16 protein-coding genes and 1 pseudogene are annotated in these 22808 nt (G+C 74.0%); 6 read left to right on the top strand and 11 right to left on the bottom strand.

Going from position 1 to position 22808, the window contains the following annotated elements:
• Positions 1–375 precede the first annotated feature (375 nt).
• The 4 genes from ACH4FX_RS13720 (at position 376) to ACH4FX_RS13735 (ending at position 4758) form a co-directional block, all read left to right on the top strand.
• Positions 376–3123, top strand: coding sequence for a nitrate- and nitrite sensing domain-containing protein (locus tag ACH4FX_RS13720; protein ID WP_398478374.1), 2748 nt, complete (start codon positions 376–378; stop codon positions 3121–3123).
• On the top strand, positions 3120–3569 hold the full coding sequence (locus tag ACH4FX_RS13725) for a roadblock/LC7 domain-containing protein (RefSeq protein ID WP_398478376.1): 450 nt from the start codon (positions 3120–3122) through the stop codon (positions 3567–3569). The genes ACH4FX_RS13720 and ACH4FX_RS13725 overlap by 4 nt, the downstream gene beginning before the upstream one ends.
• A gap of 26 nt (positions 3570–3595) precedes the next feature.
• On the top strand, positions 3596–4006 hold the full coding sequence (locus tag ACH4FX_RS13730) for a DUF742 domain-containing protein (protein WP_398478378.1): 411 nt from the start codon (positions 3596–3598) through the stop codon (positions 4004–4006).
• Between the two features lie 140 nt (positions 4007–4146).
• Positions 4147–4758: a GTP-binding protein gene (locus tag ACH4FX_RS13735; protein ID WP_398478380.1), complete on the top strand. Its 612-nt coding sequence runs from the start codon at positions 4147–4149 to the stop codon at positions 4756–4758.
• A gap of 162 nt (positions 4759–4920) precedes the next feature.
• On the opposite strand, the gene ACH4FX_RS13740 is transcribed toward ACH4FX_RS13735, so the two are convergent.
• From ACH4FX_RS13740 to ACH4FX_RS13780, 9 genes and pseudogenes are all read right to left on the bottom strand, one after another.
• Entirely contained in the window at positions 4921–5409 is a 489-nt protein-coding gene (locus ACH4FX_RS13740) for a hypothetical protein (RefSeq protein WP_398478382.1), read from the bottom strand.
• Positions 5406–6935: a glycerol kinase GlpK gene (glpK, locus tag ACH4FX_RS13745; protein WP_398478383.1), complete on the bottom strand. Its 1530-nt coding sequence runs from the start codon at positions 6933–6935 to the stop codon at positions 5406–5408. Before glpK ends, ACH4FX_RS13740 begins: the two co-directional genes overlap by 4 nt.
• A 49-nt stretch (positions 6936–6984) precedes the next feature.
• On the bottom strand, positions 6985–7752 hold the full coding sequence (locus tag ACH4FX_RS13750) for an MIP/aquaporin family protein (RefSeq protein WP_398478385.1): 768 nt from the start codon (positions 7750–7752) through the stop codon (positions 6985–6987).
• A 275-nt stretch (positions 7753–8027) separates the two neighbouring features.
• Positions 8028–9698 (bottom strand): EAL domain-containing protein, encoded by a 1671-nt coding sequence (locus ACH4FX_RS13755; protein ID WP_398478387.1) that lies wholly within the window; start codon positions 9696–9698, stop codon positions 8028–8030.
• A 166-nt stretch (positions 9699–9864) separates the two neighbouring features.
• Positions 9865–11055, bottom strand: a complete 1191-nt coding sequence (locus ACH4FX_RS13760) for a lipid-transfer protein (protein ID WP_398478389.1) — start codon at positions 11053–11055, stop codon at positions 9865–9867.
• A 137-nt stretch (positions 11056–11192) separates the two neighbouring features.
• Positions 11193–11636: pseudogene (locus ACH4FX_RS13765) on the bottom strand (Zn-ribbon domain-containing OB-fold protein); the annotation flags it as partial.
• 265 nt (positions 11637–11901) lie between these two features.
• Positions 11902–12744 carry a M15 family metallopeptidase gene (locus ACH4FX_RS13770; RefSeq protein WP_398478391.1) on the bottom strand — a complete coding sequence of 281 codons (843 nt, stop codon included), beginning with the start codon at positions 12742–12744 and terminating at the stop codon, positions 11902–11904.
• Positions 12745–12820: 76 nt separating this feature from the next.
• Complete coding sequence (locus ACH4FX_RS13775) at positions 12821–13819, bottom strand: methyltransferase (RefSeq protein WP_398478393.1); 999 nt, start codon at positions 13817–13819, stop codon at positions 12821–12823.
• 91 nt (positions 13820–13910) lie between these two features.
• The gene (locus tag ACH4FX_RS13780) at positions 13911–16322 is read right to left on the bottom strand and encodes a TIM-barrel domain-containing protein (protein ID WP_398478395.1); all 2412 of its coding nucleotides are present in this window, start codon (positions 16320–16322) and stop codon (positions 13911–13913) included.
• Positions 16323–16676: 354 nt separating this feature from the next.
• Between ACH4FX_RS13780 and ACH4FX_RS13785 the strand changes: the two genes are divergently transcribed.
• Positions 16677–18710 (top strand): acetoacetate--CoA ligase, encoded by a 2034-nt coding sequence (locus tag ACH4FX_RS13785; protein WP_398478397.1) that lies wholly within the window; start codon positions 16677–16679, stop codon positions 18708–18710.
• Between the two features lie 163 nt (positions 18711–18873).
• Complete coding sequence (locus ACH4FX_RS13790; protein WP_398478399.1) at positions 18874–19809, top strand: hypothetical protein; 936 nt, start codon at positions 18874–18876, stop codon at positions 19807–19809.
• A 156-nt stretch (positions 19810–19965) separates the two neighbouring features.
• Here ACH4FX_RS13790 and ptsP read toward each other — a convergent pair whose 3' ends face one another.
• Positions 19966–21636, bottom strand: coding sequence for a phosphoenolpyruvate--protein phosphotransferase (gene ptsP / locus ACH4FX_RS13795; protein ID WP_398478401.1), 1671 nt, complete (start codon positions 21634–21636; stop codon positions 19966–19968).
• A gap of 79 nt (positions 21637–21715) precedes the next feature.
• Positions 21716–22165 carry a PTS glucose transporter subunit IIA gene (locus ACH4FX_RS13800; RefSeq protein WP_398478403.1) on the bottom strand — a complete coding sequence of 150 codons (450 nt, stop codon included), beginning with the start codon at positions 22163–22165 and terminating at the stop codon, positions 21716–21718.
• Positions 22166–22808: the final 643 nt, after the last annotated feature.

Below are 22808 nucleotides of genomic sequence, written 5' to 3' on the forward strand. Positions count from 1 at the left end.
GTCACTCTCCCCGAACCCGCACGTACCCGCCTGCCCCACAACAGGTGACTGCCCGGCCGCCACCCGTCCCATGTCCGCTCATCCGCGCCGGCACCACCACCCACCATGGTCACGAACGGGAACGCCGCCCGGTTCCCGGTCGCTGTGATTTTCGGCCAACCGCCCCGGCGCACGCGTGTGCGCGGGGGAGGTGTTCGAGGCCACACGGGCGGGCGGGTTGTCCGAAAATCAGCCGACAACTGCGGACGATCCGTCCCTGACCTGCGGATCCGGTGTCCGGACAAGACTTCGGTCAGGTCCCCCGTCAGTAGTAGGCTCGCGCCGTTTGTTGACGGAACACCACCCCCGTGCGCCGGGGGCGACGTAGGGGAGGCCATGCGCTTTCGAGGGAAGACGATCACTCGGAAGATCGCAGCGCTGCTGCTGGTGCCGCTGGTGTCCCTCACGGCCATGTGGGCGTTCGCCACGTACCTCACCGGACGCGAGGCCAACCAGCTCCTCGGCGTCGGCAACGTCGTCGCCAAACTCGGCTACCCGGCCGAGGACGCCGTCCAGGCACTCCAGCAGGAACGCCGGCAGAGCCTCCTCTACCTGGCCGACCGGCGCGGCGCCGACTCCCTGGCCCGGCTGCGCGACCGCGCCCGCGAGACCGACAAGGTCGTCGCCACGCTGCGCGACAACGCCGCCGACCCCGCCGTCCGGGACGACCTCGACGGCATCGCCGGCGCCCGGATGAACGACATCGTCCGGAGCCTGGACCGGCTGTCCTCCCTGCGCACCCAGGTCGAGGACAACACCATCTCCCGCGACGCGGCCTTCCAGGCGTACAACGACCTGGTCGACCCCAACTACGAGTTCCTCGCGGCCCTGCACGCGCTGGAGAACGTGGAGATGGACAAGCAGGGCCGCGCCCTGGTCAACGTCACCCGCGCCCGCGAGGCGGTGGCCCGCGAGGACGCGCTGATGTCCGCGGCGATCGTCTCCGGCACCATGACCAAGCACGACCTGCGCGCCTTCGCCGACCGGGTGGCCGAGCGCCGGGTGCTCTACGCGACCAGCCTGCCCCTGCTGCCCGGCGACGACCGCAACGCCTTCGCCGACTACTGGCGCTCCGCCCCGGCCACCGAACTCGCCTCCTACGAGGACCGGGTCATCGACGGCGGCCCGGCCGCGGCCCCGCGCGCCGTCAACGCCGAACGCTGGAACGCCGCCGCCGGCAAGGTCCTCGGCGACCTCCAGCGCATGGGCCGGGAGGCCGGCGACCGCTACAAGGAACGCGTCGAGCCGGTCGCCACGGCCGTCCTCCTCAAGGCCGGCATCGCGGGCGTCCTCGGCTTCGTCGCCCTGCTGGTCTCGGTCATCGTCTCCGTCCGGATCGGCAGCAAGCACGTCAAGGACCTGATCCGGCTGCGCAAGGCCGCCCACGAGGTCTCCGGCGTCCGGCTGCCCAGCGTCATGCGCCGACTGGCCGCGGGCGAACAGGTCGACGTGGAGACCGAGGCACCGCGCCTGGAGTTCGGCCAGAGCGAGACCGAGCAGGTCGGCCAGGCGCTCAACACCCTCCAGCGGGCCGCCGTCGAGGCCGCCGTCAAACAGGCCGACATGCGCCGCGGCGTCTCCGAGGTCTTCGTCAACCTCGCCCGGCGCAGCCAGGTCCTGCTGCACCGCCAGCTGACCCTCCTGGACGCCATGGAACGGCGCACCGAGAACCCCGACGAGCTGGCCGACCTGTTCCGCCTGGACCACCTCACCACCCGTATGCGCCGGCACGCCGAGGGCCTGGTCATCCTCTCCGGCGCGGCCCCCTCGCGGCAGTGGCGCAAGCCCATCCAGCTGATGGACGTGGTGCGCGCCGCGGTCGCCGAGGTCGAGGACTACGAGCGCATCGAGGTGCGCCGGCTGCCGCGGCTGGCCGTGGAGGGCCCCGCGGTCTCCGACCTCACCCACCTGATCGCCGAACTCCTGGAGAACGCCACCGTCTTCTCGCCCCCGCACACCGCGGTGCAGGTCGTCGGCGAGCGGGTCTCCAACGGCTTCACCCTGGAGATCCACGACCGGGGCCTGGGCATGGCCCCCGACGCGCTCCTCGACGCCAACCTGCGGCTCGCCGAGACCCCCGAGTTCGAGCTGTCCGACACCGACCGGCTCGGCCTGTTCGTGGTCAGCCGGCTCGCCCAGCGCCAGGGCGTCCGCGTCTCGCTCCAGCCCTCCCCGTACGGCGGCACCACCGCCGTCGTCTTCATCCCGTCCGGCCTGCTCACCGACGGCGGACACGAGGACGGCCCGGAGACCGGCAGCCGGCGCATCGACGGGCGGAGCACCGGCGAACTGGAGGCCCCCGGCGGCAAACTGGCCGCGCTGGCCCAGGTGCCGGTACCGCTGCCCGAACCGGACGGCCGCCTTCCGGAGGTCATCGACGGGCCCGTCGAACTGGAACCGCCGCTGACCCGCGCCGAGCGCGCGGAACGCGCCGGGACCGACGACGAGGACAACGTCTTCCGCACCCGGAGCGGACACCGCACCCCGCGGGACACCGCACGCGGCACCGACCGCGAACCGGGCGCCGAACGCGGCACCGGCCGGGCCCGGACCCGCCGCGACGGCCCGGCCCCGGTCGCCCCCGTACCGTCCCCCGGCTCCCCGGAGCAGCACCAGCAGACCCGCGACCAGGCGCCGGCCGGGGACGGCCCCGCGCCGCTGCCGCGCCGGCACCGCCCGCCCGTGCTGGTCTCCGACCACGGCCGGCCGGTCGACGCGGCCGCCCGCGCCGACGTACGCTCCGACGCGGAAAACGACGGCGACACGGATGCGGACATGGACACCGGTACGACGACGGACACGGGCCCCGCCCCGTCCGGCCGGCCCGCCACGACGGCGGGCGGACTGCCCCGCCGCGTACGGCAGGCCAGCCTCGCCCCCCAGCTCCGGGCCGAACCCGTCGCGCAGGACGGGCCCGGCGGGCCGGCCGGCCCCGCGGACGACCGCGACGCCGAGGAGGTCCGTGCCCGCATGGCCTCGCTCCAGCGCGGCTGGCAGCGCGGCCGCCGGGACAACGGCGAGGATGGCGGGGACGGCAGACCGAGCACAGCACCAGGAACCACATCGGGAGGGGACGGTCGATGACCGCACCGAAGGCAGCAGCGGCCAGTGCCGAGTCGAAGGGCCCGCAGGGGTCGGGCGAGCTGAGCTGGCTCCTCGACGAACTGGTCGACCGGGTGGGCAGCATCCGCAAGGCGCTCATCCTCTCCAGCGACGGCCTGGCCACCGGCGCGTCCAAGGACCTCACCCGCGAGGACAGCGAACACCTCGCGGCGGTCGCCTCCGGCTTCCACAGCCTCGCCAAGGGCGTCGGCCGGCACTTCGAGGCGGGCCGGGTCCGGCAGACCCTGGTCGAGCTGGAAGAAGCGTTCCTGTTCGTCAGCGCCGCGGGCGACGGCAGTTGCCTGGCCGTCCTCGCCGACGCCGACTCCGACGTGGGGCTGGTCGCGTACGAGATGACGCTGCTCGTCAAGCGGGTGGGCGCCCACCTGGGCACCGCGCCCCGGGCCGGGCAGCCCGCCGGCGGCTGACCGGAGGATGACGGCACGGTGACGCCATGACCACAGACGGCCCGGCCCGGACCGGGCGGGGGGACGCCCGTTGGTACGACGACGACGCGGGCCCGGTGGTGCGCCCGTACGCGATGACCCGCGGCCGCACCAGCACCGAGGCCGAGGAGCGGCTCGACCTGATCGCGCTGGTGATCGCCGAGGACCGGCAGGGCGAACCGGTCGATGACCAGACCCTGTCGCCGGAGCACGTGGAGATCGTCGGGCTGTGCCGCGACGCACCGCTGTCCGTCGCCGAGCTGGCCGCCGAACTCGACCTGCCGCTCGGCGTCGTACGGGTGCTCATCGGCGACCTGCTGGACGCGGAGCTGGTGCACGTGAGCCGGCCCGTGCCACCGGCCGAGCTGCCCGACGAGAAGATCCTGCGCGAGGTGATCGACGGGCTCCGGGCGCTGTGACCCCCCCCGCGTGCGCGGCACCGCGCACGCGGCGGACGCCCCGCCGGCCCGCCACCCCGGCGGGCCGCACGGACCCACGAACGGCAAGGACCGAGGAATGCGAGAGATCAGCACCAGCGGCGAACCGGGAGAAGACGGCCATGGTCTTCGGGCGCTCTGAACGACGCCGCAAGCACACCGCCCCCGACCCCGTCACCCTCAAGATCCTGGTGGCGGGCGGCTTCGGCGTGGGCAAGACGACCCTGGTGGGCGCGGTCAGCGAGATCAAGCCGCTGCGCACCGAGGAACGGCTGACCGAGGCGGGCCGGCCGGTCGACGACCTCGCCGGGGTGGAGGGGAAGCGGACCACCACCGTCGCCATGGACTTCGGGCGCATCACGCTCCGCGAGGACCTGGTGCTCTACCTCTTCGGCACGCCCGGCCAGGACCGCTTCTGGTTCCTGTGGGACGAACTGGCCCGCGGCGCGCTCGGCTCGGTCGTGCTGGCCGACACCCGGCGCCTGGAGGAGTCCTTCGCCGCCATCGACTACTTCGAGCGCCGCGGCATCCCGTTCATGGTGGCCGTCAACTGCTTCGACGGCGCCGAACGCTACCCGGCGGAGACGGTGCGCGACGCGCTGGACCTGGACGCCGAGGTGCCGGTGCTGCTCTGCGACGCTCGGGAGAAGGACTCCGTGCGGGACGTACTGATCGCGGTCGTGGAACACGCGATGCACGTCAGCGCCCGCCGGCGCGAGCCCGCCCTGCCGTAGGGGAGCCCCCACTCCCGAAAGAGCGCGTGAGCACGGCCCGTACCCCGCCGTCCGGGGTACGGGCCGTACGCCTGCGTGGCGTGGCGAGAGCCGTCCGGTGATCCGGACAGCGCGCCGCCGAAGTGACCACGAGGGGAGTTTCGTTCTTCCAGTGGCTCTCCCTCAAGGGACGGGGCGGAGAGCGGCGGTGTAGTGCTCTCCGCCGTACAGGGATTCGTACCGGATCGTGAGGGTGAGCCGCCGGGTGATCAAGTCCTCGATCTCGGCGTGCTCGCTCCGGTTGAAGTCGGCGACACTCAGCAGGTACTGGTCGAAATCGGTGGCGAGGACCTGCCCGTGGTCGAACGTCACCGCGTGCGGCCGCACCGACAGGTGGGCGCGGATACGGTCCGCGTTGGACTTGTTCCAGGCGCCGATCACGGTGCCGTCGACGGTCAGTGTGCTGTCGACGACGACGGCCGGGCCGAGTCCGGAATTGACGAGCCGGATGCCCGCCGTCCGTCCTTCGTACCAGCTGTGGCGCAGCTGGATCATCGGGCGTACCGAGTGGCGGTTGTGCTGCCGCATCGCATGCGTCTGGTAGACCGTCACGACCAGTGACGCGACCGCGATGACGACGGCGCAGACCGCGGTGACGGACTCCGCGCTCATCGTGCCCCCTCGTGTCCCTCCTGCCACCCGAAGCTCCGCTCGACCGCCTTGCGCCAGTTGCCGTACTCGCGCTCCCGCGTCGGGCCGTCCATCCGCGGCGTCCACTCCGTGTCCCGCTTCCAGTGCGCCCTCAGCTCGTCCAGGTCCTGCCACACCCCGGTCGCCAGGCCCGCCGCGTACGCCGCTCCCAGGCACGTCGTCTCCGCGACCACCGGCCGGATCACCGGCACCCCCAGCACGTCCGCCTGGTGCTGCATCAGGAGGTTGTTGACGGTCATGCCGCCGTCCACCTTCAGCGCGGTGATCTGCACACCGGAGTCCTGGTACATGGCGTCCACCACCTCGCGCGTCTGCCAGCTGGTGGCCTCCAGCACCGCACGCGCCAGGTGCGCCTTGGTCACATAGCCGGTCAGACCGGTGATCACGCCGCGCGCGTCGGAGCGCCAGTACGGGGCGAACAGGCCGGAGAACGCCGGGACGATGTACGCGCCGCCGTTGTCCGGGACCCGCGACGCCAGTTCCTCGATCTCGTCGGCCGAGTCGATGATGCCCAGCTGGTCCCGGAACCACTGCACCAGCGCCCCGGTGATGGCGATCGAGCCCTCCAGGCAGTAGACCGGGGCCTCACCGCCGAGCTGGTAGCCCAGCGTGGTCAGCAGCCCGCTCTTCGACCGCACCGGCCGGGCGCCGGTGTTCAGCAGCAGGAACGAGCCGGTGCCGTAGGTGTTCTTGGCCTCGCCGACCCGGTAGCAGGTCTGCCCGAACACCGCCGCCTGCTGGTCGCCCAGCGCCGCGGCCACCGGCACCCCGCGCAGCCGGCCCACCGCCGTCCCGTACACCTCCGCCGAGGACCGGATCTCCGGCAGGACCGCCTCCGGCACCCGCATCGCGGACAGGATCGCCGGGTCCCACTGGAGCGTGTGCAGGTTCATCAGCATCGTGCGCCCGGCGTTGGTCACGTCGGTGACGTGCACCCCGCCGTCCGTACCGCCCGTCAGCTTCCAGATCAGCCACGAGTCGATCGTCCCGAAGGCGATCTCCCCGGCCTCGGCCCGCGCCCGCAGGCCCGGCACGTTGTCCAGCAGCCAGGCCGCCTTGGGCCCGGAGAAGTAACTGGCCAGCGGCAGCCCGGTGGCCGCCCGGAAGCGGTCCTGGCCGTCCGCGCCGCCCAGCTCGTGGCAGAGCTGGGCGGTACGGGTGTCCTGCCACACGATGGCGTTGTGCACCGGCCTGCCGGTGGCCCGGTCCCACAGCACCGTCGTCTCGCGCTGGTTGGTGATGCCGAGCGCGGCGAGCTGGTCGGCGCGCAGCCCCGCCTTGGTGAGCGCGCCCGCCACCACCGCCTGCACCTTGGCCCAGATCTCCTCGGCGTCGTGCTCCACCCAGCCGGGCTTCGGGAAGATCTGCCGGTGCTCGCGCTGGTCGACGGCGACGACCGCGCCGTCCTGGTTGAAGATGATGCAGCGGCTGGAGGTGGTGCCCTGGTCGATCGCGGCGACGTACTGGTGCGCGGTGCCGTCCGTCATGACGTCTCCTGACTCCTCGTGGCTGGACCGGGCTGCCTGTCGTGGCCGGTCAGAAGACCGCGTTGAAGACCAGGCCGGAGAGCACCGCGCCGAGCAGCGGTCCGGCCACCGGGATCCAGGCGTAGGACCAGTCCGAGGTGCCCTTGTTGGGGATGGGAAGCAGGGTGTGGGCGATCCGCGGCCCCAGGTCGCGGGCCGGGTTGATGGCGTAGCCGGTGGGCCCGCCGAGCGAGAGGCCGATGCCGGTCACCAGCAGCGCGACGAGCAGGACGTTGATGCCGGACCCGTAGACACCGGCGTCCGCGCCCGGCACCTGCCCGATCCCGATGCCCTGGTTCTCGCCGAAGAACAGCAGCGGCAGCACCAGCGCGACGGTCGCGATGGTCTCGGTGACGAGGTTGGCGGCCGGTTTGCGGACCTCCGGAGCGGTCGAGAAGATCCCCAGCGTCGGCTGCGCCCGGTCCGCCTCCGCGTTGGCCGCGAACTGCGCGTAATACAGGGCCCAGGCCAGTACGGCGCCGAGCAGCGCGCCCACCAGCTGCGCCGCCATGTACAGCGGCACCTTCGGCCACTCCGTACCGCCCGCGACCGCCGAGCCCAGCGTCACCGCCGGGTTCAGGTGCCCGCCGGACAGCGGCGCCGCGGTGTAGGCCCCGGCGAGCACGCCGAAGCCCCAGCCGAACGCGATGGCCACCCAGCCCGCCGCCCGTGCCTTGGAGCGGTGCAGGGTGACGGCGGCGCACACGCCGGCGCCGAAGAGGATCAGCAGGGCGGTTCCGATGACCTCGCCGACGACGATGTCCCCGTTGGCATACATGGCTGGCTCCTTGTCCCTGGCCCGGGGAGGGACCCCGGTCCTCCGTGCAGGGTGCGTGCTTCCCGTGCCACGGGGAGGACGGCGGGCGCTCGGCCGCCGCGCCCCGCGCGGCGTCCGCGTCGAGCGTGCCGGTGCGCCGGGAACCGCCCATGGGGAGTCGGGCAGCGCGTACCGCTGCCACGCGGCCGGGTTGCCCGGCTGCGGCGGTGCCGACGGACACCCGGAAGTGTTCACCGCAGGTGACGGGGCGTCAAGGTGCGCGGGCGCGAGAGCCGTCAGTCCCCGCGCCGGCGCCCCCGGCGTACCTCGTGCCCCGGCGCTCCGGGCTGCCCGAGCACCCAACTGCTCGCCCCGGTCAACGACTTGGCGGCCTTCTTCAGCGGCGCCAGGGCCGCCGCGGCGGGCCCGTGACCGGTCACGCTGCCCGGCGCGCACACCACCGTCGCCAGCGACAGCGTCACCGGCAGCCCGCCCGCCGACCACGGCACGTCCAGCACGGCCGCCGCGAACGGCTCCAGATCGTCCGGCCCGGCCAGCACCAGGAAGTCGTCACCGCCGATGTGCCCCACCCGCGCCGTGGGCAGCCGCGCCGCGGTACCCGCCAGCACCTGGCCCACCGCACGGATCAGCGCGTCCCCCGCCGCGAACCCGGCCCCGTCGTTGACCTGCTTGAACCCGTCCACGTCCAGCCAGCTCAGGGCGAACGCCCGGCCGTCCGCGATCCGCCGGTCCACCTCCGCGTTCACCGCGTCCGAACCGGGCAGCCGGGTCAGCGGGTTGAGCCGCGCCGCCTCCTCCACCCGGCTCTCGGCCAGCGCCCGCAGGATGTCGGCCAGGTGCACGACGCCCACGCACCGGCCCTGCTCGTCCACCACCGCCACATCGTCCCCGGTCCGGCCCCGGTCGCCGTCCGTCACCACGTCCAGCACCTCCCAGGCGGTGGCGTCGGCGCCCACCGTCCGCGGCCGGTCGGCCAGCCGCAGCGCCGGGCGGTCGGCGTACAGCGCGTGCCCGTAGCGGCCGGACAGCGACAGCAGGAACCGGTCGCGGTCGATGGCCCGTACGGGCACGCCGTCCGGGTCCACCAGCAGCACGCCGGAGACCCCGGGGAAACCGGTCAGATGGCTGCGCACCGCGCCCGCCGAGGCGGACATCGGCAGCAGCGCGGCGGGCTGGAGGAACTGCGTCACCGGCGGCCCGGCGGGCGCCCCCGCGCCGCCCGCGTAGCCGCTCGCCACCGGCCCGTACCCGTCGGGCCGCTCCGGCACGTAGACATCGGCCGCCGGACGCCGCGCGGGCGGGGCGAACAGGAACCCCTGCGCGAGCTGCGCGCCCGCCGCGCGCACCGCCGCGTACTGCCGCTCCGTCTCCACCCCCTCCACCGCCAGCAGGCTCCCCAGCACCTCGCACAGCTGCCGCATCGCGGCCACGGCGGCCCGCCCGCCCCGGTCGTCGGCCGGCTCCGCGCACAGCGAGGCGTCCAGCTTCACCAGATCGGGGCCGAGGTCCCCGAGCAGCCGCAGCGGCAGATCGCCGTCGCCGACCCCGTCCGCGCAGATCCGGTACCCGTCCTGCCGCAGCCCCGCCACCGCCTCCAGCAGCGCCCGCCGCGGTACGTGGGTGAACGGCCCGCCGATGTCCACGGTGATCTCCCACGGTCGGCGGCCCACGTCCTGTACGGCCTTGCGCAGCGCGGTCAGCCCCGGCAGCTCGGCGAGGGTCGCCGCGAACACGTTGACGTGCAGCGGCAGCAGCGTCTCCTGGTGCGCGGCCGACCGCACGGCGAGCCCGGCCAGTTCGGCGTCCAGGTCGGCGGACCGGCGGGCGGCCGTCAGGATGTCGCCGCGCTCGGGGCGGGCGAGTATCTCCAGGGCGGCGACCGAACCGGTCGCCAGGTTCACGACGGGCTGGAAGGCGAATCGGAGCTGGTCCGTCCAGGCAGGCACGCCGGCAGCATGCCCACCGGAAACACCGCCGGAGCGCGATTCACGCACTGTTCACGCACCCTTCCGGCGCACGCGAACAGCACCTGCGGACCGCGCGGAACGCCGCCCGGCGCGGCCGGCCCGCCCGCGCGCCCCCGACCGTCCCGCACCGCGCCCCGACCGCCCCTCACCGCACCGCGACCACCGCCGAACCGTGCCCGAACAGCCCCTGGTTGACCGTGATGCCGGCCCGCGCGTCCGGCACCTGCCGGGCGCCGGCCTGACCGCGCAGGTGCCACGTCAGCTCGCAGACCTGCGCGATGGCCTGCGCGGGCACCGCCTCCCCGAAGGAGGCCAGCCCGCCGCTCGCATTCACCGGCAGGCGCCCGCCGAGCGCCGTCGCCCCGCCGCGCAGCAGTTTCGCGCCCTCGCCCTCGGCACACAGGCCGAGGTCCTCGTACCACTGGAGCTCCAGCGCGGTGGACAGGTCGTAGACCTCCGCCAGCGACAGGTCGTCCGGCCCGATCCCCGCCTCCTCGTAGGCGGCACGGGCGATGGAGGGCCGGAAGGCGACCGGTGGCTCCGGGACGGCGGCTGCCGAGTCGGTCGCGATGTCCGGCAGGTCGAGATCCGTACGGGGATAGCGGGGCGTCACGGTGGAGACCGCCCGGATACGGACGGGATGTGCCACGCCCCGGCGGCGCGCGTACTCCAGGCCGGACAGGACCAGCGCCGCCGCGCCGTCGGACGTGGCGCAGACGTCCAGCAGCCGCAGCGGATCGGCGACCACGGGCGACGCGGCGACCTCCGCCGCCGTCACCGGCTTGCGGTAGCGCGCGTACGGATTGGCCGCCCCCGCCGCCGCGTTCTTCACCTTCACCTGGGCGAAGTCCTCGGCGGTGTCCCCGTACAGGGCCATCCGGCGCCGTGCGTACAGCCCGAAGTAGGCGGGGTTGGTGGCGCCCAGCAGCCGGAAGCGCAGCCAGTCCGGATCGTCGGGCCGGTCGCCGCCCGCCGGCGCGAAGAAGCCCTTGGGCGCCGCGTCCGCGCCCACCACCAGCACCACCTCCGCAAGCCCCGCGAGGATCTGCGCCCGCGCGGCGGCGATGGCCTGCGCCCCGGACGCACAGGCCGCGTAGACACTGCTGACCCGCGCGCCCTGCCAGCCCAGCGCCCGGGCGAACGTCGCCCCCGCCACATAACCGGGGTAGCCGCCGCGCACGGTGTCCGCCCCGACGACCGACTGGACATCGGCCCACTCCAGGCCCGCGTCGGCGAGCGCCGCCCGCGCCGCCACCGTTCCGTACGCGACGAAGCTGCGGCCCCACTTGCCCCAGGCGTGCATCCCCGCCCCGAGCACCGCGACATCACCGGTCACGCCCGCCTCCCGCCACGTGTCCGTCCCGCCCCGTGTCCGTCCCGGCCGGAGTCCTCGTACGGTCCGGGGTCCCCGCCCCCGCCGAAGTCCCCGTCCCGGCCGGCATCTCCGCCTCCGTCTGCGTCTCCGCCCCCGTCGGCCACGGGCCGCCACCACCATGTCGTCCACACGGTCTCCGCGTCCTCGCCGAGCACCCCGGGAACCAGCTCGACCGGCATCCCCACCCTCAGGTCCGCGACGGTCACCCCGGGCGCCGCCTGCCCCAGCACCACCATCCGCTCCGCCGCCAGCTCCACCGCGACCAGGGTGTACGGCTCCCACGGCACGTCCGGGTCCGAGACGTAAGGGGGTGGCGGCCGGTAGCGCCCGTCCGTGTACGACCACACCGTGCCGCGCCGCGACAGCGGCACCTCCGCCGGCTCCGTGCCGTCACAGCCGGGATTGCGGCAGAAGGAATCCACCCGCGGGAAGAAGACCGCCCCACAGGCCCCGCACCGCGTCCCCAGCAGCCGGAATTCCCCCTCGCCCGGCCCGCCCCCGGTGAACCACCCCGGCACCACGGGCTTGCGCGTCTGTGCCATGTCCCCTCCCGGCAGCGGGCAAACGTCCTTCTCTGTGCGTCATCTGACGGAGCGTCAGGAGTGTTGCACGCGCCGGGGGCCCGAAGGAACCCCGCTCCGCCCGCCCGGGCCCCGCCGACCGGAAAGGATCATGTCTTCCCGTGTGATTCCGGCTGAACCGGAACCGGCCGAACGGCGTCCACCAAGGCGGGGCCGGGGCGCGGGACCGACGGGGGTGGTTCCGCGCCCCGGCCCGCCGCCTTCAACGCCCGCCGTCCTCGGCCCTTCAGCGCCCGTGGTGCAGCGACCGCCGGGACACCGGGAAGTCGAAGTACGTGTCCGGGAAGGTCTCCGGCATGAAGGTGTAGTGCCACCACTCCTTGTCGTAGTTGCGGAAGCCGGCGCTCTCCAGGCCCCGCTTCAACAGCAGCCGGTTCGACCGCTGCTTCCCCTGCACCCGCGGATCGAGGGTGTGCGCGAGGGTGTCGAAGCAGTCGAACCCGGTCCCCATGTCGAGCGAGTTGTCCGGGAAGCGCTCCGCCTTCGGCGCGTAGCACTTCCTCAGGGGCTCGCCCGGGATGTACGGCCGGGTGGGCGGGCCCGGCAGCCGTACGAGCGTCAGATCCACAGTGCTGCCCCGGCTGTGCCCCGACTTCTCGGCGATGTAGCCGTCACGGAAGAGAGTCGACTTGTCGACCCGCGGGTAGAACTCGCCCTTCATCCGCTGGTCGTCCACGTCCTTCGCCCAGCTCACGAAGTGGTTCACGGCGCGCTGCGGCCGGTAGCAGTCGTAGACCTTGAGCGTGTAGCCGCGGCGGAGGAAGGAGACCTGGGCCCGGTGCAGGGCGCGTGCCGCGTCCCGGGTCAGGATGCACAGCGGCTGCCGGTAGCCGGTGACCGGCACGCCCACGAAGTTGTGCGGCGTGAAGTACCGCATTTCCTGGCGGATCGTCGGGTCCACGTCGCGCAGCGCGACGAACTCCGGCGGCGCCGTCTCCGCCGCGCCGTGCACGGCAGCGCCCCCGGAGTTCGGTACGGTGCCGGCGCCCTCCGGGACGGCGGCGGTGGTCAGGGTGACGGCGGCTGCGGTTACGGCGAGGCCGCGCAGCGCGGCAACGAGTCTCGGCATGCCACCCGTCTACCACCGGCACCGCACGACGCGTAAGAGCCCGCCGCGCCCGCGGGCCGTACCGCTCCCGGCCCGCTCAGGCGGCCACCATCTCCACCACCGCCAGATCGCCCGCCTGATGCACTCCGGCCACCCGCAGCCCGGCCCCGGCCGCCAGCTCCGTCAGCTCCGGGACCCCGCGCTCCCGCGCGCCGAAGTAGACGAGCATCCGCAGATCCATGCCCGTGTGCACCGACGCACCGTCCGCACCGACCTTCTCCATCACCAGGACCCGGCCGTGCCCACCCGCCGCCTCCGCGCACCGCCGCAAAATCGTGCGCGCCGCGTCGTCGTCCCAGTCGTGCAGGATCGCCGACAGCACATAGCCGTCCGCCCCGGGCGGCAGCGCCTCGAAGAAGTCGCCCGCCACGGCGTCCCCGCGATCCGCCACCCCGGCCGCCGCCAAGGTCGCACGGGCCGCCCGTACGGTCTCCGGCTGGTCGAACACGGTGCCCCGCATCCCGGGGTACGCGGTGAGCAGCGCCGCCAGCAGCGTGCCGTTGCCGCCGCCGACATCCACGACCCGCCCCAGCGCGCCCCAGCCGAAGGCGGACACGACGGCCTCGGCCCACGCCGCCGCGTCGGCGCCCATCTGCGCGTCGTAACCGGCGGTCCGCTCCGGGTCCGCCCGCACGTCGTCCCAGAAGGAACGGCCGTACAGCTGAGGGAAGGCCGCCCCGCCCGTCCGCACGGAATGGAGCAGTGCCACGAACGCCAGGTCGGCCCGGCCGAGGGCGCTCTCCGCGTCCAGCATCCGCCGCACACCGGACGGATGGCCGTCGCGCAGCTCCTCGCCGCGCGGCGTCAGCCCGAACCGCCCGTCCTCGTCCCGGCTGAACACGCCCTCCGTCACCAGATGCCGCAGCACCCGCTCCAGCACCCCCGCGTCGGCCCCGGTGACCGCGGCCAGCTCCCGCGCCGTCCGGACCCCGCCCGCCAGGTGATCGGCCACCCGCAGCGTCGCCGCGACCCGCACCGCCATCGGCGTCACCAGATCCGCCATCGCCCAGATGCCCCGGGCCTCGCCGTCGGCCATCGTGTCCGCCCTTCCCCTTATGTCCGGTCCCGTCGTACGAACGCACCAATCTACGCAACCGGCGCACGGAGCCCCCCGGACAACCGGCCACCTACAGGGCCCCGTCCGGCAGCCCGCGTACCCGTACGCGATACCCGACCTCACCGCCGCCCTGCCGCTCGACCACCACCCGCCCGTCCTCCCAGCGCGTCCCGAAGCGCTCGACCTCCGGCCGCCGCCAGCCGTCACCGGTGTCCGGCACGACCAGACCGCCGCCGCTGCGGCCGGCCTTCGGCGCCCACACCTCCAGCTCGGTGGCGCCGTCCGCGCCGGCCACCGGCAGCACCGCACCGGCCCGCGCCAGCACCGGAATCCGCGACAGCGGGGCGTCCACCAGCACCTGCCCCGGCCCGTCGTACGCGCGCCCGCTCACCGTGTCGTACCAGCGCCCGCGCGGCAGCCGGACCGCCCGCCGCGTCACCCCGGGCCCCAGCACCGGCGCCACCAGCAGCGCGTCCCCCAGCAGGAAGGCGTCCCCGCAGTCGCGCAGCTTCCGGTCCCGCGGCGCGTGCCACCACACCGGACGCGCGTACGGTGCCCCCGACAACCGCGCCAGCTGCGCCAGCGTGACGAAGTACGGCAGCAGCCGCACCCGCTCCAGCAGCGCCGCGCGCGCGTGCTCCAGCACCTCGGGCCCGTACTCCCACGGCTCCCGCCGCCCCGCGGTCAGCGCCGAGTGCGTACGGAACAGCGGCAGGTACGCGGCCATCTGGAACCACCTCAGATACAGCTCCGGCGACGGCACCCCGGAGAACCCGCCGATGTCCGGACCGCTGTACGGCACCCCGCACAGCCCCATCCCAAGGACCAGCGACAGCGAGGCCCGCAGCCCCGGCCAGCCGGTCGCCACGTCCCCCGACCAGGTGCCCCCGTAACGCTGCATCCCCACCCACCCCGAGCGCGAGAACAGGAACGGCCGCTCCTCGGGGCGCTGTTCCAGCAGCCCCTCGTAACCGGCCCGCGCCATCGCCAGCCCGTACACGTTGTGGGCCTCCCGGTGGTCGCCGCCCCGGCCCTCCAGCGCGTGCCGCGCCGAGCGCGGCAGCGACGGATCGCCGAACGCCGCGAACGACACCGGCTCGTTCATGTCGTGCCACACCCCGGAGAACCCCTGCGCCAGCCGCTCCGCGTACAGCCCGCCCCACCACTTGCGCACCCGCGCGTCCGTGAAGTCCGGGAACACCGCCGCGCCCGGCCACACCACCCCGCGCACCTCCCGGCCCCGCGCGTCCCGTACGTACGCGTCCGCCGCGGCCCCGCCCTCGTACACCGCGTTGCCCGGCTCGGCCTTCACCCCCGGGTCGACGATGGACACCAGCCGCACGCCCTCCGTACGCAACTCGCGCGCCAGGCCGGGCAGGTCGGGGAAGGCCGTGCGGTCCACGGTGAAGACCCGGTGGCCGTCGAAGTGGTCGATGTCCAGGTGGACGGCGGACAGCGGCAGCCCGCGCTCCTGATAGCCGCGGACCACCCGCCGCACCTCCGCCTGGCTGCCGAACCCCCACCGGGCGTGCTGCGGGCCCAGCGCCCACGCGGGCGGCAGCGCGGGCGCCCCGGTCAGCGCCGTCCAGCCGAGCAGGACACGGGCCGGCGTGCCGGCCAGGACCCAGTACCGCAACGGGCCGCCGTCCATCCGCAGTTCCGAACAGCCCGGCCGGTCGTGCCCGGACCCCGCCCCCTCCGTACCCTCGCGCAGCGTCACCGTGCCGTCCCAGGAGTTGTCGTGGAAGACCAGATGCGTACCGGCGTCGGCCACCACGAACTGCACCGGCATCGTGACCGACAGCGGATCGTCGCCCGGCACGAACGCGCCGCCCGGATCGGTGTTCCACAGCCGGTAGGTGCCCGCGGGCAGCCGCGGCCCGGCCGACCGGCCGCCCAGCCCGAAGAACCGCGCGTCGGCCGCCACCTCCGACCGCTGCACCCACCGCGCGTCCCCGGCCCGCTCCCCGGACACGCCGGTCCCGTCCCCGGCCACCCGGTCCCACCACCGCGGCGGCAGCTCCCGCCGCAGCACCACACCGCCCGGCGTCCGTACGGCCACCGCCCCGTGCCGCGACACCGTCACCGTCACCCGCTCCGACACCACCCGCCAGCCGCCCTCCGTATCGGGCTCCAGCACCGCCCGCCCGTCCGGCTCCGGGCACGCCCCGGCCAGCGCGTACGACGGCTCCGGCGCCGCGCCGTCCCAGCCGCAGAACACGGCGCCGCCCGACGCCACCCGCACCCGCAGCGACGAGCGCGCGAAGTGGATCACCCCGCCGCCCGGCTGCGGCTCCGCGCGCACCGCCGCCCCCGGCACCCGCGCCCGCTCCGGCCCGCGGCGCGGCAGCCCCAGTGCGTCCGCCCGACGCCGCCGCCACGCCCAGCGCCACGTCCGCAGCCCCCGTACCGAGCCGAGCGCCCGCACCGCTCCGACCGTCCTGTCCCACCGCACCGACCACTTGTGATCACGCCCGTCCATGCTGCTCAGCCTGCCATCGACGGCACCGCGCGGGGGGACCGTTCAACTCCCGTTCACGTGGAAAGAACCGGGAGCCCACTTCCGGCACACCGGCGTCGTCCGCGCGGCGGGCGCCCACCGCCGTCCGCGCGGCGGGCGCCCACCGCCGTATCCCGCCGGACGCGTCCCCGTCCGCCCCCGGATGTGCGGCGGGCCCTGGCGCACAAGTCGATCACGTGGCATCGTCCTGCCCAGCCGTGTCACACGCACGCGCCCCCGCGCTGCGCCGGGGTGACCCCCCAGCCGTACGGGGACACCGCGTACCGCACGCCCACACCGCGTCCACGCAACGCCGCGTACAGCCGGGAGCCGATCATGACCACCGCACCGCAGTCCGTCCCGCAGCCGGAACCCCTGTGGCAGCCCGGCCCGGACCGCATCGCCGGCGCCCGCCTCACCCGCTTCCACGACTGGGCGGCCACCCACCACGGCGCCCCCGCGCGCACCGCGGACGACCCGGTCGCGGACTACAGCGCGCTGCACCGCTGGTCGGTCACCGAACTGTCGCGTTTCTGGGAGGCCGTCGCCGCCTGGTTCGACGTCCGCTTCACCACCCCGTACGAGACCGTGCTCGCCGACCGTGCGATGCCCGGCGCCCGCTGGTTCCCCGGCGCCACCCTCAACTACGCGGAACACGCCCTGCGCGCCGCCGAAGACCCGGCCCGCGCCGACGCGCCCGCGCTGCTGTACGTGGACGAGACCCACGACCCCACCCCCGTCACCTGGGCCGCGCTGCGCGCCCAGGTCGGCTCCCTGGCCGCCGAACTGCGCCGCCTCGGCGTCCGTCCCGGCGACCGCGTCAGCGGCTACGTCCCCAACGTCCCGCAGGCCGTCGTCGCCCTCCTGGCCACCGCCGCCGTCGGCGCCGTATGGACCTCCTGCGCCCCCGACTTCGGCGCCCGCAGCGTCCTGGACCGCTTCCAGCAGGTCGAGCCGGTCGTCCTGTTCACGGTCGACGGCTACCGCTACGGCGGCAAGGAGCACGGCCGCCGCGACACCGTCGCCGAACTCCGCCGCGAACTGCCCACCCTCCGCGCCGTCGTGCACATCCCCCTCCTGGGCACCCCCGCACCCGAAGGCGCCCTGGAATGGGCCGACGTGACCTCCGCCGCCACCGAGCCGGTCTTCGAGCAGGTCCCCTTCGACCACCCCCTGTGGGTCCTGTACTCCTCCGGCACCACCGGCCTGCCCAAGGCCATCGTCCAGTCCCAGGGCGGCATCCTGCTCGAACACCTCAAGCAGACCGGCCTGCACTGCGACCTCGGACCCGACGACCGTTTCTTCTGGTACACCTCCACCGGCTGGATGATGTGGAACTTCCTCGTCTCCGGCCTCCTCGTGGGCGCCACGATCGTCCTCTACGACGGCAGCCCCGGCCACCCGGACACCGCCGCCCAGTGGCGGATCGCCGAACGCACCGGCACCACCCTCTTCGGCACCTCCGCCGCGTACGTCATGGCCTGCCGCAAGGCCGGCGTGCACCCCGGCCGCGACCTCGACCTCAGCACCGTCACGTGCGTCGCCACGACGGGCTCCCCGCTGCCGCCCGACGGCTTCCGCTGGCTGCACGACGAGGTCGCCGCCGACCTGTGGATCGCCTCCGTCAGCGGCGGCACCGACGTGTGCAGCTGCTTCGCCGGTGCCGCGCCCACCCTGCCCGTCCACATCGGCGAACTCCAGGCCCCCTGTCTCGGCACCGACCTCCAGGCCTGGGACCCGCACGGCAAACCGCTCGTCGACGAGGTCGGCGAGCTCGTCGTCACCAATCCCATGCCGTCCATGCCCGTCCGCTTCTGGAACGACCCCGACGGCACCCGCTACCACGACAGCTACTTCGACACCTACCCCGGCGTCTGGCGGCACGGCGACTGGATCACCCTCACCTCGCGCGGCTCGGTCGTCATCCACGGACGCTCCGACTCCACCCTCAACCGCCAGGGCGTACGGATGGGCTCCGCCGACATCTACGAGGCCGTCGAACGCCTCCCGGAGATCCGCGAGTCCCTCGTCATCGGCCTGGAACTGCCCGACGGCGGGTACTGGATGCCGCTCTTCGTCCACCTCGCGCCCGGCGCCGCACTGGACGACGCGCTGCGCGACCGCATCAAGCGCACCCTGCGCGAACAGTGCTCCCCGCGGCACGTCCCCGACGAGATCATCGAGGCACCCGGCGTGCCGCACACCCTCACGGGCAAGCGCATCGAGGTCCCGGTCAAACGGCTCCTCCAGGGCACTCCGCTGGAGAAGGCCGTCAACCCGGGCTCGGTGGACGACATCGCACTGCTGCGGTTCTACGAGCGGATCGCCGCGGAGCGCGCGGCGGGTGCCGGGGGAGCGGACGGGGTATAGCGGTCGGGGCGCTGTCGGCGGTGTCGGCCGAAGGGCGGGTGCCGCCGACCGCCCGAAGCGGCCGCGTGGGCCGTCGCGGGCGGCCGTTGTCAGACCCCCCGATTACTCTCAGTCACAAGTGCAGCTCGTGGAGCGAGCGGCACGCACCGACCGAGGGGGAGTCATGGCAGCACCGTCCCGACGCACCACACCCACCGACCCGAGCGGCACCGCCGCAGCGCGCCGCATGCTGCGCCGCGAAGTCCCCAGCACCGCCGCCGTCCTGGCGGACGCGCAGGACTTCGCGGCCATGCGCCGCTACCGCACCTTCCCGTTCGACGACCACACCGCCTACCTCCAGCAGATGGAGACCCTGCTGCGCTCCCTGACCGCCCAGGGCATCCACACCACCGTCACCCTCTTCGACCCCGTCGCGTACGAGACGTTCTGTACGGACGCCGACCTCGACCCCGACCGCCCCGACAGCCGCTCCCGGTACACGGCCGAGCTGGCCTGCACCGGCGCCACCGTGCCGTATCGAGGCGAGTCCCTGTCCCGCCTGCTGCCCCTGCTCATCGACGAGGCGGAGCGCCAGGCGACCTGGGAGCGCGCCACGGCCCTCCTCGCCCGCACCGGCGCCTGTGCGGACTGCGGCGAGGACCTGGCCCGCGCCGCGTTCGCCCGCGCCTCCCGCGCGGTCACCGGCCTGCTGGACACGCTCGGCGACGGCACCCACCACCTGGTGTGCAGCGTCCCCGCGAGCGGTGCCCCGCTCCTCGCCGTGCTGCACGCGGCAGCCGGCGACGACGGGCGGCTGGAGCTGTCCGAAGCCGCGACGCTCCTCTTCTGCACGGTCCTCGCCGCCGGCATCGCCCTGCGCAGCCCCGGCGGCATCGTGTCCCGCACGACCGGCACCGCCGACCGTGACGCCGTCCGCGGCTGGGTCCTGCGCGACGCCTGGCTGCACCCGCTCAGCGCCGCCGAGGTCTTCACGGCCTACTGCACCGACGCCGACACGGGTGAGCCGGTCCCGCCCGAGCACGGCGTCGACTACCACCCGGGCCTCACCCTCCCCGACCCGCCACCGACAGAAGGGCACGACCACCACGGCCACCGGTGACGGAAGCTGCGGGAGAGACCGGGCGGATTTCCGGGCACCGTGCCCTGAACGCCGGACGGCCGCCCCGCCACAAAGGCGGGACGGCCGTCCGGACCGACTCAGCTGCGCTGTCGTCGGGGTCCGGCCGGGCACTCCCGGTCCGGACCCCGCCGGGGATCACTCCCCGGAGAGCACCGCCTGCGCGGCGGCGCGCGCATCCTCGGCGGTGTCCGCGGCCCGCGCCGCGGCGGCGGCCCGCTCACACTGGGCCAGCGTGTGCTTGGCCAGCGTCGCGCGCACGTACGGAATCGACGCCGCGCCCATGGACAGGCTCGTCACGCCCAGTCCCGTCAGCACACACGCCAGCAGCGGATCGGAGGCCGCCTCGCCACAGACACCACAGCTCTTGCCCTCGGCCTTGGCGGCCTCGGCCGAGAGCGCCACCAGGTCGAGCAGCGCCGGCTGCCACGGGTCCTGGAGCCGCGAGACGGCGCCGACCTGCCGGTCGGCGGCGAAGGTGTACTGCGCCAGGTCGTTGGTCCCCAGCGACAGGAACTCGACCTCCTGCAGGATCGAGCGGGCGCGCAGCGCGGCGGACGGAATCTCCACCATCGCGCCGAACTTCGCCTGCAGCCCGGCCTCGCGGCACGCGTCCGCGAACGCCTTGGCGTCGGTCCGGTCGGCCACCATCGGGGCCATGACCTCAAGGTAGACCGGCAGTCCCGCGGCGGCCTCGGCCAGCGCGGCCAGCTGCGTGCGGAGCACCTCGGGGTGGTCCAGCAGCGTCCGCAGACCGCGCACACCCAGCGCCGGGTTCGGCTCGTCGCCCGGCGTCAGGAAGTCCAGCGGCTTGTCCGCGCCCGCGTCCAGCACCCGCACCACGACCCGGCCCTCGGGGAAGGCCTCCAGCACCTTGCGGTACGCCTCGGCCTGCTTCTCCTGCGACGGCGCTTTCTTGCTGTCGTCCAGGAAGAGGAACTCGGTACGGAACAGCCCGACGCCCTCGGCGCCCGCCTCCACGGCCGCCGGCACGTCCGAGGGACCGCCGACGTTGGCCAGCAGCGGCACCTTGTGCCCGTCCGAGGTGGCACCCGGACCGGTCGAAGCGGCCAGCGCCGCCTTGCGCGCCTCGGCGGCCTGCTCCAGCTCCGCGCGCTTCTCGGCGCTCGGGTCCACGAAGATCTCGCCCGTGCTGCCGTCGACGGCGACGACGGTGCCCTCGACCAGCTCGCCCGCGCCCGGCAGCGCGACCACGGCCGGCACCCCCAGCGCCCGCGCGAGGATCGCGCTGTGGCTGGTCGGCCCGCCCTCCTCGGTCACGAACCCGAGCACGAGCGTCGGGTCCAGCAGCGCCGTGTCGGCCGGCGCCAGGTCCCGCGCGATGAGCACGTACGGCTCGTCGCTGTCCGGCACGCCCGGCATCGGCACGCCCAGCAGCCGCGCGACGATGCGGTTGCGTACGTCGTCGAGGTCGGCGACCCGCCCGGCCAAGTACTCCCCGGCACCCGCGAGCAGCGCCCGGTAGGCGGCGAACGCGTCGTACACACCGCGCTCGGCGGTGCTGCCCACGGCGATGCGCCGCTCGACGTCGGCCATCAGCTCGGGGTCCTGGGCCATCATGGCCTGGGCCTCCAGCACCGCCTGGGCCTCGCCGCCCGCCAGGTTGCCCCGCGCGATCAGATCGGCGGCCACAGCTTCCACGGCCTTGCGGGCACGCCCCTGTTCGCGCTCCGCGTCCTCCGCCGGGATCTGCTTGGCCGGCGGCTCCAGGACCGCCGTGCCCATGTGCCGCACCTCGCCGATCGCCACACCGTGGCTCACGCCGACGCCTCGCAGCGTTGTCTCCATTTCACCCGTCTCCGGTTGGTGCGGCGGGTCGCTGCCCGCCGCGGTGGATGTCGTACGTGCCGTCAGGGACGGCGGCGGGTCACTGCCAGCTGAAGAGCTGCTCGCCGGCCTTCACTTCGCCGTCCTCGACCACGTCGCCGAGGGAGTCGGCGGTGGCTTCCAGCGCGACGACGGGGCAGACCGGCGACTTGCCGGCCGCCTCGACGGCGGCCGGGTCCCAGCGCACGACGGCCTGGCCGCGGGAGACGGTGTCGCCCTTGTTGACGAGCAGCTCGAAGCCCTCGCCGTTGAGCTGCACGGTGTCGATGCCGAGGTGCGTGAGCACGCCGTGGCCCTCGCCGTCGACGACGACGAACGCGTGCGGGTGCAGCGAGACGACGACGCCGTCAACGGGCGCAACGGCCTCGGAACGCTCGCGGACCGGGTCGATGGCGGTACCGGGACCCACCATCGCGCCGGAGAACACCGGGTCGGGCACGGCCGCGAGTCCGATGGCGCGTCCAGCAAGCGGGGACGTCACGGTGGTCATGGGAGTCCTCCCAGGGGTGGAGATCTTTCAGGCCGCCGTCACTACCTGTCCTGGACGGCGTGCCGATCAGAGCGTAAGTCATAAGAAGTGAGGGGTCCGCATGCGCAACACCGCCCCGCGGCACCGGCCCCGGGCTATTCGATTTGCCCCGCCCGACACAGCCCTGTACTGTCTGACACCTGCCCCGGTCCGACAGAACGCGATCACATCGCGGTACGGACGGCGGGCGGCACTCCATCAGAACTGATCGAGATTTTCGACATCTTTCTGCATGCCTGCGGAAAACACGGTGGTCCGAAAGCCCGAAACGGCCTGGTAGAGTGGGAAACACCGAAGGGAAGCGCCCGGAGGGCCCGGTGAAACGGGACCAAAGGAAGCGTCCGTTCCTTGAGAACTCAACAGCGTGCCAAAAGTCAACGCCAGATATGTTGATACCCCGTCCACCGGCAGCAGCCGGAGGATGAGGTTCCTTTGAAAAGCCCACCAGCACTCCGGTGCGGGTGGCACACACAGCGAGGACGCTGTGAACAGGAAGCCTATTCCGCTTCCTGTTCCGCTCCCGTGTGTGTAACCGGGATAGCCCGGAAGCATTCACGGAGAGTTTGATCCTGGCTCAGGACGAACGCTGGCGGCGTGCTTAACA

The organism is Streptomyces sp. NPDC018019 (genome assembly GCF_044327805.1).
In the GTDB taxonomy this organism is placed as follows: Bacteria; Actinomycetota; Actinomycetes; order Streptomycetales; family Streptomycetaceae; genus Streptomyces.